At 67.3% G+C, this 13365-nt stretch carries 9 protein-coding genes, 1 tRNA gene and 3 pseudogenes; 5 read left to right on the top strand and 8 right to left on the bottom strand.

What is annotated here, in order from left to right; genetic code table 11:
- The first annotated feature begins 127 nt into the window (after nucleotides 1–127).
- The 3 genes and pseudogenes from NX801_RS27150 to NX801_RS27140 form a co-directional block, all read left to right on the top strand.
- A complete protein-coding gene (locus NX801_RS27150; RefSeq protein ID WP_258790586.1) occupies nucleotides 128–1660 on the top strand; it encodes an alpha/beta hydrolase in 1533 nt (510 codons plus the stop codon).
- Nucleotides 1661–1749: 89 nt separating this feature from the next.
- Nucleotides 1750–1823 (top strand) — tRNA-Thr (locus NX801_RS27145).
- 226 nt (nucleotides 1824–2049) lie between these two features.
- Nucleotides 2050–2334 (top strand): annotated as a pseudogene (locus tag NX801_RS27140) (transposase); the annotation flags it as partial.
- Nucleotides 2335–2461: 127 nt separating this feature from the next.
- Here the strand turns inward: NX801_RS27140 and NX801_RS27135 are convergent.
- The 6 genes from NX801_RS27135 to NX801_RS27110 all read right to left on the bottom strand — a co-directional run bounded on the left by NX801_RS27135 (nucleotide 2462) and on the right by NX801_RS27110 (nucleotide 11238).
- On the bottom strand, nucleotides 2462–3766 hold the full coding sequence (locus tag NX801_RS27135) for an McrC family protein (RefSeq protein WP_258790585.1): 1305 nt from the start codon (nucleotides 3764–3766) through the stop codon (nucleotides 2462–2464).
- Nucleotides 3766–4890, bottom strand: a complete 1125-nt coding sequence (locus tag NX801_RS27130) for an AAA family ATPase (RefSeq protein WP_258790584.1) — start codon at nucleotides 4888–4890, stop codon at nucleotides 3766–3768. The genes NX801_RS27135 and NX801_RS27130 overlap by 1 nt, the downstream gene beginning before the upstream one ends.
- Complete coding sequence (locus NX801_RS27125) at nucleotides 4883–5482, bottom strand: hypothetical protein (protein WP_258790583.1); 600 nt, start codon at nucleotides 5480–5482, stop codon at nucleotides 4883–4885. Before NX801_RS27125 ends, NX801_RS27130 begins: the two co-directional genes overlap by 8 nt.
- Before the next feature lie 12 nt (nucleotides 5483–5494).
- Nucleotides 5495–7702, bottom strand: coding sequence for an Eco57I restriction-modification methylase domain-containing protein (locus NX801_RS27120; protein ID WP_258790582.1), 2208 nt, complete (start codon nucleotides 7700–7702; stop codon nucleotides 5495–5497).
- Nucleotides 7699–8778, bottom strand: coding sequence for a DNA adenine methylase (locus tag NX801_RS27115; RefSeq protein WP_258790581.1), 1080 nt, complete (start codon nucleotides 8776–8778; stop codon nucleotides 7699–7701). The genes NX801_RS27120 and NX801_RS27115 overlap by 4 nt, the downstream gene beginning before the upstream one ends.
- Nucleotides 8779–10206: 1428 nt before the next feature.
- On the bottom strand, nucleotides 10207–11238 hold the full coding sequence (locus NX801_RS27110; RefSeq protein ID WP_258790580.1) for a hypothetical protein: 1032 nt from the start codon (nucleotides 11236–11238) through the stop codon (nucleotides 10207–10209).
- A gap of 644 nt (nucleotides 11239–11882) precedes the next feature.
- Here NX801_RS27110 and NX801_RS27105 point away from each other — a divergent pair.
- Both NX801_RS27105 and NX801_RS30865 read left to right on the top strand, forming a co-directional pair.
- Nucleotides 11883–12140 carry a hypothetical protein gene (locus NX801_RS27105; protein WP_258790579.1) on the top strand — a complete coding sequence of 86 codons (258 nt, stop codon included), beginning with the start codon at nucleotides 11883–11885 and terminating at the stop codon, nucleotides 12138–12140.
- A 47-nt stretch (nucleotides 12141–12187) separates the two neighbouring features.
- Nucleotides 12188–12334: pseudogene (locus tag NX801_RS30865) on the top strand (hypothetical protein); the annotation flags it as partial.
- Nucleotides 12335–12562: 228 nt separating this feature from the next.
- On the opposite strand, the gene NX801_RS27095 reads toward NX801_RS30865, so the two are convergent.
- Nucleotides 12563–12979 (bottom strand): hypothetical protein, encoded by a 417-nt coding sequence (locus tag NX801_RS27095; protein WP_258790578.1) that lies wholly within the window; start codon nucleotides 12977–12979, stop codon nucleotides 12563–12565.
- A 257-nt stretch (nucleotides 12980–13236) separates the two neighbouring features.
- A pseudogene (locus tag NX801_RS31070) lies at nucleotides 13237–13365 on the bottom strand (vitamin K epoxide reductase family protein); the annotation flags it as partial.

The raw sequence follows: 13365 nt of genomic DNA, 5'->3' as shown, positions 1-13365 counted from the left end.
CCGCCGGGGAGCCCTCGCGGCCACGGGAACAGCGACCGAACAGCGACGGAAAACAGAACCCCGGGGGAAATTCACCCGTACGGGTACGAAGATCCGCAATCCGTCCCCGCCCCGCTACGCTCCGGGAATGGACTCGCGCCGTCTCTTCCGTACCGCCGCCGTCGCGTTCTCGGCGTTCGGCCTGCTCCTCTCCGGTTGCACCGACGGCGGTACCGCCCCCGCCGCCTCCGCGTCGGGCACCGCCGCGACCCGGGAGGAGCTGGAGCCCTACTACGGCCAGCGGCTGGCCTGGAAGGCGTGCGGGGTGCCCGACTTCGAGTGCGCCACCATGAAGGCGCCGCTCGACTACGCCCGCCCCGGCGGCAAGCAGATCGGACTGGCGGTGGCCCGGATCAGGGCGACCGGCCCGGGCAAGCGCATCGGCTCGCTGCTGGTGAACCCGGGCGGGCCCGGCGGTTCCGCCGTCGGCTACCTCCAGGGGTACGCCGGTATCGGCTACCCCGCCCCGGTGCGCGCCCGGTACGACATGGTGGCCGTCGACCCGCGCGGAGTGGCCCACAGCGAGCCGGTCGAGTGCCTGGACGGCCCGGCGATGGACGCGTACACCCAGGTCGACACGACCCCCGACGACCGGCGCGAGCAGGACCGGCTGGCGGCGGCCTTCAAGAACTTCGCGGCGGGGTGCGCCAAGCGCTCGGGTGCCGTGCTGCCGCATGTCTCGACCGTCGAGACGGCCCGCGACATGGACATCCTGCGCGAGCTGCTCGGTGACCGGAAGCTGCACTACGTCGGCGCCTCGTACGGCACCTTCCTCGGCGCGACCTACGCCGAGCTCTTCCCCGGGCGCACCGGCCGGCTGGTCCTCGACGGGGCGATGGACCCGTCCCTGACGACGGCGGAGCTGAACCGGGACCAGACGGCCGGGTTCGAGACGGCCTTCCGGTCCTTCGCCGCCGACTGCGTACGCCGCCGGGACTGCCCGCTCGGCACCGGCTCACCGACCGACGCCGCCGCCCGGCTGAAGACCCTCTTCGAGCGGCTGGATGCCCAGCCGCTGCGGACCGGCGAGCGCCGCCGGCTCGGCGAGGCGCTGGCCACCACGGGCGTGATCGCCGCCATGTACGACGAGTCCGCCTGGCCCCAGCTGCGCGAGGCACTGGCCCGGGCCCAGCGCGGCGACGGCGCGGACCTGCTGGCCCTGGCGGACGGCTACTACGAGCGCGAGGCCGACGGCACCTACTCCAACCTCATGTTCGCCAACGCCGCCGTGAACTGCCTGGACCAGCCGCCCGCCTTCTCCTCCCCGGAGGACGTCCGGAAGGCGATGTCCTCCTTCGAGAAGGCGTCCCCCGTCTTCGGCGAGGGCCTGGCCTGGGCGTCCCTGAACTGCGCCTACTGGACCGCCGAGCCCACCGGCACCGCCCACCGCATCGAGGCCGGGGGCGCGGCTCCCATCGTGGTGGTCGGCACCACCCGCGACCCGGCCACCCCCTACAAGTGGGCCCGCTCCCTCGCCGCCCAGCTCTCCTCCGGCACCCTGCTCACCTACGAGGGCGACGGCCACACCGCGTACGGCCGGGGCAGTGACTGCGTCGACACCGCGATCAACGCCTACCTCCTGGACGGCACCGTCCCCCCGTCCGGCAAGCGCTGCGCCTGACCCCGGACCGGTCCGGAGGGTGCGCGGAGCACCCTCCGGACCTGTGTAGACTTGAGCCCGCCGCTGCACCCCCGGGGTGTTCGTGGCATGCCGCCTTAGCTCAGTTGGCCAGAGCAACGCACTCGTAATGCGTAGGTCTCGGGTTCGAATCCCGAAGGCGGCTCAGAGGAACCCCAGGTCACATAGTCCGTGACTTGGGGTTTTCTGTTGCTCGGGGCATGACGGGTCACATGGCCGGGGCGCCGTGAAGTCGCCCGCGTGAACGGGGCCGCTCGGGACCTACTTCTTGGGCTTGCGGCGTGTGGCCTTCTTGGCGGTCTTGGCCCGGGCTGTCGCCTTGTCTTTCTTGGACGTCGTTTCCCATGGCGTGATCGTTCGTTGATCCGCGCATGACCGATCTGGTTAAGCGGTCGGTGCCGGACGAGTTGTGGGTGTTGTTCCGACGGGTGGTGCCACCGACAGTGGTGACACGTGCGCAGGGCGGTGGCCGACGCCGGGCTGGGGACCGTGAAGCCCTGGCCGCGATCATCTTCGTGGCGACCTCTGGCTGCACCTGACGGCAGCTGCCGCCGGTGTTCGGCCCGGCCTGCCACACGGTCTACCGCCGGTTCGCCCAGTGGAGCCGGGACCGGGTCTGGGCGAGGCTCTACCGCGTGATCCTCGACGAACGCGGCGACTGTCCGCGTGTCTCGGTGGCCTGACCGGAGCCCGGTCACCGTGGCGATCGAGGTTGACAGACCTCTGGCGAGGCGGATCCGGACCGAAAGTAATCGCTGAGCATCTATTGCGATCTTGCAGGTCCTACGCGTCGCTGGACAGCTGAATGTTCTCAATCCCTGACGCGAGGTTCCGGCTGAACATCTCGAAGCCCTGTGCGGCTCCAATGCCACGGCACTCGACCAGCAAGGCGTCGATCCGTTCCCCGCTGACGGTGACGGTCTGGAAAAGCCTCGTGGCACCTGGCTCCAGCGGGGCGCCGTCCGAGGCAGGGCGGGGGTAGAGCAGGACCATTTGCTTGGCCCCCGTGGCACGCAGGAAAGCGAGGGACTCGTAGATGTCGGAGTTACCCACGGACGCCCTGCCGTTCAGCCGTGTTCGGTACTTGGCGTCGAGGAGCAGCATGGGGGCGTTCCGCGGCCCCACCGCTATATCCGGAGTGACCTTGAGCACCTTGTTGTTCCTCATGCCGAGGGGAAAGGCCGGCGAGGCGTGCACCTCCGCCGGGGCAAGCCCCAGTCTTAGGGCGAGTTCACACAGGTGCTGCCAGGTGGACCACATCACCATTACGTAGCCGGGTGCGCGCAGATGCTGCTCGTCATAGCCCACGCCGAAGCCGTTGAGCACCTCCACAGAGAGGTCGTACAGGGCCTGCCAGTGGTGGTAGCGGTTCGGCAGCCTGCGGTGTTGGGCGGAGCGGACCTCTCGCTGAGGGGCCAGAGCCTGGCGCACCCGCAGAAGTTGGCGCAGTGTCTCGCCGTCCCGAACCTCGGGCAGCAGGACGCTCGCCGCCGCTGAGATGACCGCGTTCCAGGAGTTCACATGATCGAAGACCAGCTGCTCCTGCTTGAAGCCGCCCGCTTCTGGCAGAACGATCCCCACCGGGTCGAGATCACCGACGACGGCATAGTCGCGCACGGTGCGCGAGCGGTATTCGCGCAGCGGGCGCCGATGGCTCTCCCAGTACAGGTTTGCGAGGGTCCGGCCGACCAGCGTGGTGAGGTCGCCACGGGCGGCGAAGTCGGCTCGCAGGTGCTCGCGCGGCAGCAGTTTGCCCGTCTTGCTCAGCAGCGCCACCCGGAAGAAGTCCTGCCGCCAGTCCGCGTCCGTGCCCTCGAGGAACTTCGGCACGATCTCCAGTTCCAACCGGGGCGACAGCCGGAGCAGCCCGGCCACACCTTCGATCCGGACTGATCCGGCCGACGAGATTCGCAGTGGGAGCTGCTCATGGCCCAGTAGTTCGGTGAGGCGCCGCCCCGCGCGGAGGAGTAGGCCCTCGATCTCCGGTTCCGACTGGCCCGTCACTCCGGCCAGCTCCGGCACCAGCCGTGACGCATCGCGGTTCTCGGCGACGCGGACACGGTGCAGTACGGGACTGGGACTGTTCATCAGGGCGACTCGACGATGGCCTTGAGGGCTGGATAGACCTGGTCCGGCTTCAACTCGCCGGAAGGGGAAAGCTGGAGCACCGGCTGTTCGGCGAAGGTTGCCGACGTCAGGGTGAAGGGGCTGCCCGGAGCATCGGCGGAGATCGTCTCGGCGACGCCTCGGAGGTCACCGAAGAAGACCTCGTCGATGTGCGCCCTCATAAGAGACCAGCAGTCGGCCGCGTACCGCAGCGCCTTGTTCGAATGCGCCGGCGCATCCGCGTGCATGAGTGCGCCGTGGCCCAGCTGGAAGGCCGCCCCCCGCCCCAGAGCAAGTCGCTCGTTCACCTTCTGCCAGCCGCGTACCAGCGCTGCGTAGACGTCCTTGCTGCTGGCCGCCTGGCTGGGGAGCTGTCCGGTGGCGTTGCTGTCCAGCCCGAAGTGCCTGTACAGGACCGACTCGTCGGGGGTCAGCCAGAACGGCGCGAACCGCCGCTGGAAGGCAACGTCCAGTGGCGCGACCGACGCATCTGCCTGGTTCATCGCGCCGACGATGTAGAGGTGCCGCGGCAGTGCGTAGTCGACCATCTGACCGCTGTCATCGAGCAACTCGAAGGTCTGGGTGGCCGGGGTGAGCTTGCCGTCGGCCCCCAGGCGCTTGTCGCTCTCCAACGAGACGATGCTCGCGCCGAAGGCGGCCACGGCCGGACCCCTGTTGATCTCATCGACTATGAGCAGAGCCGCCCCGTCCGACTTCCGGGCGTGTTCGGCTGCCCGGTAGAGAATGCCCTTGGACACGCTGAAGCCCAGCTGTGCCCCTCCACTGAGGACCTTGGGTACCAAGCCACGCAGTACGTCCCGCTGATGCGTGCTCTGATCGAAGGCAGTGATGAACACCCTGCGGTCCGTGCGGTCCTGGCTGGGCAACCAGGCAGGGACGGCGGTATTGCCCATGTTAGGCAGCGGGATGTCTGCATCCGGCTGGTAGCTCGATCCGGTCTCGGAGCCTCCGCGAAAGGCGTGCTTCAGCTCGGCCAGCAACCGCGACTTGCCCGTGGCGGGTGGACCGCCGATCAGTACGTTGTTCCGCTCCCCCAGTAGTTCCATGATGCGGATGCAGTCGTTCGAGTACTTGTGGTCATTCACCGGCGATCCCGTGGCAGTACTTGAGGTCTTCTACGCAATCGATAAAACCCTGGGCCAGACTTCGCGCTCTACGGTTGGGGCTGTCCATGCAAGCGAGCACGTGCTGGGTCAGTTCGCTGTTCCACTTGCCGTCGCGTAGATCCCGTTCGTAGGCGTAGTGGGCCCGGACCTCGGTCTCGTGCTGCATTATCAGGAAGAGGACCGCTCCGAGCGCAGGATCCTCCTTCGGCAGGTTGAAGTGCGTGTGAATCCGTGAAATCCGGCCTTCCGTGGGACGGGCATCCGTAGGGCTCTCCCAGTCCAGGTCGACGACCTCGACTGCTTTGCCCTGCGCCCCGAACTTCACGGGGCCACAGTGGAAAACCACCGTGGTTTTTGCTCCGTTTCGGCGCCGCTCTTCCTGTCGGGTCTGTGGCAGGAGCTTGCGCATGACCTGATCGAAGGCGCGGTAGGGGAGCCGGAAGTCCCGTGCCCCACCACCCGTCTGGGAGTCATTCGATTTTGCCTGGAGCTTCCGCAGGTCTCCGGGACTCAACTGCTTGTAAACCACCCGCAGGATGCCGGCCTCCCGCAGCGGCCCGATGGCTGCCACCCTTGCTCTCCCTTACTCGCAGAATCGTGCGTAGTCCGCCGGTACGTAGCCCACGGCTCCCAACCGCTGCGCCCGGGAAACCCGATCCGCCCACGGCTCGGCGGCTACGTTGGAGTGGGCTTGAGCCAGTACGAGGTCGCGAGTGATCGTCGAGCCTTCCTCGGCATCGAGTACGGGCTGGCCACGGTCGAGCAGAGGGAAGTCCTCAAGCATCAACTGCAGCTCTTCGGCTCCGAGCCCGTACGCCCTGGCTACCAGGACGTCGATCTCGGACCGGGCCCGGGCGGCGGCACCGGCGTCCAGAGTGGGGCAGCGCCTGCCTTCCAGCTCCGTCAGCTCCCGGGACAGCTCGATGATCCGGGCTCCGTCGGGGCTGTCCGGTGCGATGGGCGGGAGCGGGATGGACATGAGGAGGAAGTAGTTCATCGAGGTGGTGGTGATCCGGCGAGCTAGCCAGTCCACCGGAATGCTGTTCATCAGCGCCACCCACAGGTGCACCCGTGCTTCCCCGTCACCCGAGGGGGCATTGAAAAGCACGGTCGGTACCTTGTTGCCGCACACGACCCCGGGCGGGATGACCGCGGTGAGCAGAGTGCGCTCATTGGTCTGCCCGGTGACGTCGCAGAAGCCCGCACGGACCATTTGTGTCCGCTCGGCCAGCCCGCGGCGGAGCTTGTTCGCGGGATACCAGTACTGCGGAGTGACCACCGCGTCCTGTGCGGCCAGCGCGTCCCATTGTGCGGCTCGCCCGGTGCCTGACCGGTGCGCCTTGGCTCGCGATCGGTACTGATGGACCATCCGGCCCTCGACAACCGGCAGATGGCCGTCTGCAGGGCTGGTCCGGAAGGCAGCGCGGTCCCGCGACATATCGACTTCACGGGCCAGGTGTGGCTGCCACGGCCCGTCCGCGTCGCCGAAGGGAGTGCCCGCACGAGCCATCCGTACGAACAGTTCCCATTCCGCCTGTCCGCGCACCTCGGGGACGGTCAAGTCCCGCCGGACCCGTGCGAGTTCGGAGCGTTCGATGGAGACATGAGCGGTCTCGCGCAGCCCGGTGTCCGTTCCCGAGGCGTGCTTGAGTACCATCGGGCCCGGCGCCGCGTCTCCGGCCAGCTGAGCCTTGACCGAGAGGAACTTGAAGCGGGTGTCGATGGCGAAGAACCGAGCGCGATTCTCCACGATCGTGAAATCCAGCTCTGCGGCGCTCTCGAACAGGAATCGGCGCAGCGCCTCCGTGCCTTGTGAGCGGATCAGCCCGGCTGGGACCAGGAGGGCGAGCCATCCCCCAGGACGCAGGCGGCGGCAGGAGAACTCCAGGAAGAGTTTGTACAGGTCGGCTTCGCCCCGCCCCTGCAGCTGGGCACCGGTGGCCAGCTGCTCAAGGTAGTCGAGCATCTTCCGGCGCTCCTGGGAGAGCGCCTCAGGGAGGTCGTCGTCGTGGGGCGTGTAGTCGGCCCCGTAGTGTCGGACCACGCCTGCGTTGGCGAGAAGCTCATGGCGGGTGACCTTGAGCTTCTCCCAGGGCGGATTGCCGATCACCACGTCGAAGCCGCCCGGGCTCACCTGTTCCCAGACGGCATCGTCGGTGAGCAGGCTGTCGCCCTGGAGCAGTCGCTCGTCCAGGCTCAGCACGGCCTTGAGATCGTCCGTGGTGGCGGCCAGCGCTAGCCGGGCGCCGCGCAGTGCCAGATCGGACAGGTCCGCGGCGCAAACGGCGTTCGCGACGAAGTCCGTGACGTTGACGTCCCCCTGGGCGCCGACCGCCAGCGCGAGCGCGGTCAGTAGCAGGCCGGAGCCGGCTGCGGGGTCGATCACCCGCACCCCGGGCGTGATGTGCTCCGCCACTCCACCGGCCAGGTAGCGCGCGAGGCGGAAGTCCGTGTAGTAGGCACCCGTGCTGCGCCGCTCACCGTGTGAGATCTCCGCCCGCGCCAGCGAGGCCAGCGCGAGCGGTACTGGAATGACAGTGCAGGCCGGAGAGTCGAGTGCTTGGAGCAGCTCGGTGGCCCGAGCCTTGACAGCGGCCTCCCCGGTGCCGGTCCGCGCTCGGGAATCGGCGCAGAACGCGGCCCAGTACTCCCCAGTATCAAGGCCCGCGTAGGCGCAGGAAGTGGCCTCCAGTACTTCAAGGCGCCGCTCCGGATCACCAGCGGCGGCCTTCTTCAGCACGGCTTCCGCCTTGGCCAGCACACCTTCTTCGTAGGCCCGCACAGCGCTCATGCGACCCCCTGCACAGCCAGCGGGAGTGACGGCTGGACTGCGACGCCTTGCGTCGGGCGGCGCAGCTCGAAGACGTATTCGCGAACCGAGTCGGCATTGCGGACCGCGACATCGTTCGGGCGGTAGCGACCGATCTCGCCGAGTGAGTGGACTGTCAGCTCGCCCAAGGGTGCCAGAGCCGCCTCCAGCTCGTCTTGGCTGATGTGACCCTCAGAGCTGTACGACAACAGCACCCGCCCAGCGATGCAGTTGCGCACCAATGAAGTCAGGGCTGTGAGTGCGCGTTTCCGGTAGCAGAAATCGGAGGCCAGATGCCGCCATGGACGCAGGCCGGTCACCCCGCTCACTTCAGGTTCGTCGCCCAACGCGATGGTCTCCAGAATGTGGTAATACGCCGCGTACTGGCGCTTGGTGTAGGGCGGGTCGAAGTACGCGACATCTTCGGGTCGGACCGGGATCTGGGTGACGTCTCCGACGTGGACGTCCATCTCGACTGGTCGGCTCCGCAGGGTCCGAGGCTGCAGCTCCAGCTCGCGGAGGCCGGTGCTGGACCAATTGCGCAGAAAGCAACCGTAGGTGCCGGCAATGTTGGCCACACGATTGGCGGCTGCGAGGAGGTCCGCGATCAGGAGTCGTTCCTCGGTCGCACTGATCGTGCCGTCCTCGTGCCAGGTGGTGATACGGGCCCGCATGGCGTCTAGCCGTGATGCGTTCGCCTCGGTGAAGTATCGGCGTTCCACGTCGGCGTGCTGTGCCGAGACGGGGCTGTACTCGCGTGCGATGAAGCCGGGAAACGGCTCCACTTCGCTCAGCTCCGCCAGAGCGTTCTCATAGCCGCCGAACGAGGCGAACGGTACGGCGCTCCGGGAGATCAGCCGGGCCGCGGAAGTGATGGCGGAGCTGGTGAGGTGGTCGTTGATCCGTACTGGCCAACCGAGATCGGCCACGGCGCTTGCGACCGCACCGGTGCCGCTGAAGCCATCCACAAAGACCCCGGCATCGGAAGGAGGGGGGCCGGTGAGACTGGCGATCAACCCGGACACTCTGGCCTTGGAGCCGATGTATCGGACGCTCACCGCTTGCCTTCTCCCTCATCGCTGGCATTGCTGTTTCTGCACGGCCGCTTCGAACCCGCCAGCCCGGGTTCTCCGGAGTCGCGTCGCACCCACAGACAATGCCTCGGAACGAGCAAAGCTTACGGCACGGGCCAAGCAGCCCCCCGTGATGTGTCGCACTTGCGGCCGTGTGCAGCGAGCTGCCCGGACATACCCGAGATCATCTCGCGGAGGGACCGGTGGGGAGGCCGAAGCCTCTGCGTCAGGAGATTGAGGAGCGGGTTGAGCGCACCAGTGTGTGCGTGAGCGATGCGTGAGCGGACGGGCCGGCACTTGCTGGATCGAGGATCACACTGTCGAGCTCGACAAGTTTCTGACCAGGCGAAACCGGACCGAGTGTGATCGTGGACCATCACCGGTCACGATCTTGAGGGCCCTCGTAATGCGTAGGTCTCGGGTTCGAATCTCGAAGGCGGCCCTGTGAAGGCCCAGGACAGACATACTCTGACCTGGGCCTTTGTGCTTCTTAAGATCAATCCGTGGCGTTGGGACACCCCTCTTGGGGCGTCACGGTAACCGCCAGTGGGCAGGCGTGCAGCGAGCGGGCAGAGGGGTGGACAAGCTGGTGGCCGCCGCCCGGCGATGAGAGGGCGAACTCGCGAGTGCTTGATGATCTCCGCGAGGCCGCGGTCGACACAGCCCTGCGCCACCATGGGGAGGCCAGCAGCCCTGCGGGCCTCCCTGATTCGCTTGAGCCACTCGTCAGCTGCATTGCGAGCGGGGTCGGCGGTGGGCAGTCAGTCCGGCAGGGTGCGGAGGGGCGCCGGAGCCGTGGAAGTGGTCCGCGAGTCACGGCCAGGATCACCTCAACGCAGCCGAGCGCACCGCTGTGGAAAGTAGCTCGACAGCGACCCTGGCCTAGGCAGAACACCATCGACGCTGCGAGCCTTGCGCATCAAGAAGTGAGGCACCGTCGGCGCTCCATGGGAAGGGTCGGGTGGTAGGCCCGGACTGCCCGTATCCCCCTCACCGCCCGCACTGCTGTCGAGTCTGTGGCGAGCTGGGACGGCCGTCAGGCCGGTGTGGTCGGCTCGCGTTGATGTTACGTCTAAATAAGCTAGTGGCGACGGTGGTTGCTTGCTACTTAGGCTTTTGGCGAGGAGCGCATGGCGTAGGCGGCTCAGCCGCGCGTCGCCCGTGATGCAGAGCTGATTGAGTCGGGGGCGGCCGTGATCGGGCACCGGGACGCTGTCGACGGGTCTGGCACGGCGACCTCGGTGTCGGTCTGGGAGGCCTCGGTGGCGATGAAGACGAAGACCAGCGCGCCGAAGAGGGCCAGGGCGATCTTGCTGGAGAGGCCCCCGTGTCGGACCGAGTCTCGCCTGCCTTGTGACGCTTGCGATGAGTTGCTGAAGTGCAAATGACGCTGGGCCGACTCACGAGGCTTGATCAGAAGGGCGGGCTGGCGGAGAAGAACGACATGAGGCTTCGCGTCAGTCGGGTCGCTTCGGCGAGGCCGTACCAGAGTCCCAGGAGGACGTACGCCGTCACCACGAAGGCCACTACTGCCAGGGGCACCAGAAGTTCGACCGGCGTACCCAACCCTGCGAGGAGTAGCGCGAACGCGGTGACGGTGATAGCCGAGCAGAGACAGGCTTTGGCCAGTCGGCCGCCATCGAGGCGGTCGGGCGCGATGGCCGCCTCCTCCGGTGGCTCCGCGGGCGGCAGTATCTGGGTGAATCGACCATCTGCGATGTTTCCGGCAATGAGGCCAGCGAGCGTGCCGATCTTCCGTGCTGAAGCCGTCCGGTCATGAACGAGGCCATCCGCTGCTTGCATCACCGCTGTCTCAACGAGTTCCGCATGGCTGAGGAGTCTCTTGCGGAGCACCCTGCGATTCCCGAAGTCGGAAGCAGCGTTCCTGGCCATCGTTCGTAGGGGCAGCCCGAGCTCGGCGGCCTTGGCGCTGAGCCGAGTGGCCTTCGTGTACCGGCCGCCATCCATCGCGATCAGATCAACACTGGCGGTGAGGAGGATAAGCAGCGGGTACAGCGGCTTGTAGAGGCGAGGTATGTTCTCCCCCCGCCAGGCTGAAATGATCCAAAGTAGGGCAAGCGCACCCAGCGTCGGTGTGATCGACACCCACGGGTCAGTGCTCGGTCCGAAGACATACTCGTTGTAGGTAGGGCAGCGGGCTTGGTCTGTGGTGAGCAGGCCGCCTGGCCGGCATGTGGCCGGGCGCGTCACCAAAGCGAACAGGGCCAGCGCGCCAAAGAAGATCGCGAGGCCTCTCAGTCTTCGGAGGTATGTCCACCGCTGGTAGCCCAGGGCCTTGCGGATCGCTAAAGCATTGAAGTCGATGCCCAGCTCGGCTGCAGCCTTCTCGGCAGGAACCACGTGCTTCTCAACCCAGCGGTGGTGTAGACGCGACAGTGGGCGCCACCATGCTGGCAGGTTCGTTTCGGGCACCGGTTCCTCCACGCTCAGCAGCGTAGTGGGAGATCCTGATAAGGGGGCGGGGTGAGGGGCCCGGCAGGGCGCCGGGCCCCTCACGGTCGCTGCGATGGCTGCGGCGGTCCTGTGCAGGACCCGCCGCATGGCAGCTTGCGCTGGAGGCGTTGGGTGAACGCGGCTGCCAGGCAGAGTTCACTTTCTCCTCCGGGACTCGTCTCCGCTGTCGCGGTGAGAAGTCCGCATCCCCGGATCGTTGAGTTAGCAGCAATTCAGGGAAGCGCCACGGAGCCGGCTCTCCCGGCCCGCGACTGAGGGAGAGTTTGTCCGCATCGCGAGTCGGCGTAAACCCTGCGGATGGGACGCGGCCAGGGACCAACCTGTGCCTGATTCGCGGATTGTGCATCATCGCTGGTCAGGTTCTATGCCTCATGGCGTAACAAAGTGAGCCACTCGGTGGCCCAATTCTCCAACTCTTTACCGCCGTTGGCGCGCACTGACATGGTTTGAGGATGAGGCGTCGCCTCGCATGCGTACACATGTGTGAGATGCCTCAGTACTACCCCACACGATCGCGCCTGGGCGTGCCAGCGCCTGCGGTCTCTGGGTCGTTCTCGAGTCAGCAGCAGGGGCGGCGGCCACGCCGCCGTCCCATCAACTTCAGGGACGGAAAAATGACCACCACCACTGCGGAGGAACCCGCCTCCATCCCGGGCGAGCCGACCGCCCACCACGACTCCGTCGAGCAGGCTTCCTGCCCGCTTACTCGGGCAGGGTTCGGCTTTGCCCACGCGCTCGTCCTGACAGGCTTCGTCGCCGCCGGGATCGTTCTGCGCCTGTCCACCACCATGACAACCTGCGACATCTGCGTTCTGATCGGCTCGCTGGGGATGGTCGGTGTCGGTGTGCTCGTCTCCGGCTCCGGGGGCTGAAGCGGTCATGACCACCACCCTTTCCGTGCCGGCCGGGTCGGCCGGAGCTGGCCATTGCCTGCTCTGATCCTCACCTCACCACCATCGCCCACCGCCTGCGAGAACTGCGCTTCACCGTCGGCCACACCTACAGCCGTCTGGCGGAGATCACCGGCTTCTCCGCCACCCAACTCAAGCGTGCCGCCCGCGGCGAGCGCACCAGTCTCGACGTCGTCATCGCCTACGCCCAGGGCTGCGGCGCCATCGAAGAGACGCTTCGTGGTCTCGACACCCTCCATGCCGAGGTTGGTCACACCACCCAACTCCACAATCCGGTGGTCGGGGACCCAGGCATACCGGCACCCAGGCCGGAGCGGATCTCCACCCCTGCCCACCTCACCCTTGCCCTCTATCTCGCCTGGCAGCGCGCGGGCCGTCCCAGCCTACGCACCATCGAGGACAGGACCGACAAGCTGATCCCGCGCTCCACCGCTTCCCGCATCCTCAAAGGCGTTGCCCTTCCGCCCCATCCTCACCGCTTCCTGGCCCTCCTCAGGGTCTTGGACGCCGTGACTTCGGAACACGTTGAGGATCTCGCCGGATGGTTTGGTGCGTGGATCCGTGCCTGCGACATCGACTCCCGGTGGCGTTTCGGCCAGGACCGCCTCGATCAAACCGCTGCTCGCGCCCTCTGCCTGGCCTTTGAGCGCCACCATGCCGAAGAGACCGAGAGCGACGTGCGCGCCCGACTCGCAGGCTTGCACCCATCCCTGCGCGAGACAGTTTTGAGCGAGATCGACACCATTACCGGGTCCGGTCCCACCGCCCCACGTGGCCGGCACCGAAAGGAGAACCGACACCTCCCCCACCGCCCACCCTTTCCACCGCCGAGTGGCACCCCATCCATCCGACCCGTGTTCGCCGGCATCGCCTGACGGCTCGGGTCAGCTCAGAATAGGAGAGGCCGATCCATTGTCGGGTGCCGGTTGCCGCTGTTGCTTCTCGCGGCGGTTGCCGCCGGCGGTCGGGCCGCCGGGTCCGGAGGGGTGGGGGCCGGGGCCCCGGCCGCCGTCACCCCAGGGTTCCGGCCGGCGTCACCCCGGGGCCGGCCGGTCGGTCAGCTGGTCCAGAAGTCCCACCAGCGGGTCAGGACCAGCATGCCGATGACCCCGATGTGCAGGACCGGCAGGACCCAGGTGAACTCGGCCAGGAAGTCCCGCGCCCAGGCCGGGGCGGGCAGATGGTT

The sequence above is a fragment of the Streptomyces pyxinae genome, assembly GCF_024756275.1.
Classification (GTDB): domain Bacteria; phylum Actinomycetota; class Actinomycetes; order Streptomycetales; family Streptomycetaceae; genus Streptomyces; species Streptomyces pyxinae.
This window is presented reverse-complemented; position numbering and strand designations above follow the sequence as displayed.

Excerpts from the sequence above, each read along its gene's own strand:
- NX801_RS27105 (WP_258790579.1), top strand. The coding sequence starts at position 11,883 with ATGACCACCACCACTGCGGAGGAACCCGCCTCCATCCCGGGCGAGCCG.
- NX801_RS27120 (WP_258790582.1), bottom strand. The coding sequence starts at position 7,702 with ATGAGCGCTGTGCGGGCCTACGAAGAAGGTGTGCTGGCCAAGGCGGAA.
- NX801_RS27135 (WP_258790585.1), bottom strand. The coding sequence starts at position 3,766 with ATGAACAGTCCCAGTCCCGTACTGCACCGTGTCCGCGTCGCCGAGAAC.
- NX801_RS27150 (WP_258790586.1), top strand. The coding sequence starts at position 128 with ATGGACTCGCGCCGTCTCTTCCGTACCGCCGCCGTCGCGTTCTCGGCG.